General features: G+C 72.0%; 1 protein-coding gene. It reads left to right on the top strand.

Going from position 1 to position 1,677, the window contains the following annotated elements; translation table 11 throughout:
• Positions 1-1,677, top strand: a 1,677-nt coding sequence (locus AC1DXM_RS31890) for a condensation domain-containing protein (protein ID WP_477239523.1), incomplete at both ends; no start/stop codon positions are given.

Below are 1,677 nucleotides of genomic sequence, written 5' to 3'. Positions count from 1 at the left end.
TCTGGCCGAGCCGGGGGTGCGGCAGGCGGTGGTTCTGGCACAGGGCGAGGGCGGGGCCAAGCGGCTTGTGGCCTATGTGGTGGGGGAGGGCCTTTCGGGGCCGGATTTGCGCGAGCGGCTGCGCCGGCGGCTTCCCGATTGGCTGACGCCCTCGGCGGTGGTCACGCTTGCTGAACTGCCGCGCACGGCCAACGGCAAGATCGACCGCCGGGCGCTGCCGACCCCGACCCCCGAGCCGAGCCGGGCGCCGGCGGAGGGGCTGGAGCGGCTGCTGGCGGATTTGTGGGAGGCGGTTCTGGAGCGGCGCGGGATCGGGGCGCGCGACAACTTCTTTGAGCTGGGTGGCGATTCGATTCTAAGCCTGCAGATCGTTTCGCGGGCGCGCCAGCGCGGCGTGCGGCTGACGCCACGGCAAGTGTTCGAGCATCAGACGATCGAGGCGCTGGCGCGGGTGGCGCGGCGAGAGGAGGACGCGGCGCCGGCCGGTCCGGAGGGCGGGCCGGCGCCGCTGACGCCGATCCAGCGCTGGCTGACGGAGCAGGAGCTTGGCGATCCCGACCACTGGAACATGGCGGTTATGGTGCGCCCGCGGGAACTGATCGACGCGGCGCGGTTGGAAGCGGCGGTGCGCCAGGTGACGGCGCATCACGGGGCGTTGCGTCTGCGTTTTGACGGATCGGTGCAGCGGGAGGCGGCGGAAGCGAGGGAAGTGTTCGAGGCGGTAGCGGGGGCATGGGACGCGGCGGCGACGCAGCGCAGCCTTCGGCTGTCTGAGGGGCCGGTGTTCAAGGCGGTGTGGCTGGTGGAGATGGGGCGTCTGGCGCTTGTGGCGCATCATCTGGCGGTGGACGGGGTTTCGTGGCGAGTGATCCTGGAGGACCTTGAGGCGGCCTACGAAGGGCGGGCGCTGGCGCCGGCGGCGCCGTCCTATGTGGCGTGGGCGCGTCAGCTGACGGAGCGGGCGGCGACGGGGGAGTGGCGGGGCGAACTGACCTATTGGCGTGGGCAGCCCTGGGGCGAGATAGGCCCGCTGCCGGTGGACGGGGAGGGGACGAACGAGGAGGGGACGGCGCGTACGCTTCGGCGCGWATGGGACGAGGCGCGCACGCGGGCGCTTCTGGAGGAGGGTCCGAGGCGCTGGCGGGCGCAGATCCAGGAGACGCTGCTGACGGCGCTGGTTCGAGCCTTGTGCGGCTGGACGGGCCGCGGGGCGGCGCTGGTGGCGGTGGAGGGCCACGGGCGGACGGGGATCGAGGATTTGGAGCCGACTCGGACGGTAGGCTGGTTCACGGCGCTTTATCCGCTGGTGCTTCGCGGCGGCGGTTCGGCGGGCGAGGCTTTGGCGGAGGTTCGGGCGCGGCTGCGCGGGGTACCCGGAGGCGGTCAGGGCTGGGGGGCGCTGCGCTATCTGGACGCGGAGTCGGGTCTGGAGGGATTCGCGGAGCCGGAGGTCAGCTTCAACTATCTCGGCCGGATCGGTGGGGAGCCGGAGGCGCTGTTCACGTTTGCGGACGAGGCGACCGGGCCATGGCGGGCGGCCTCGGCGCGACGGCGGTTCCTGATTGACTTCAACGCCGTGGTGGTCGACCGGCGCCTGCAGGTGCACTGGACCTACTCGCCCGCCCGCCATAACCCCGACACCATCGAACGCCTCGCCAAAAGCTTCGAAGACGAGCT

The sequence above is a fragment of the Mesorhizobium sp. P3_A2 genome (genome assembly GCF_056403115.1).
The sequence above is the reverse complement of the archived record's forward strand: the minus strand, read 5'-3'. Positions and strand labels throughout refer to the sequence as shown.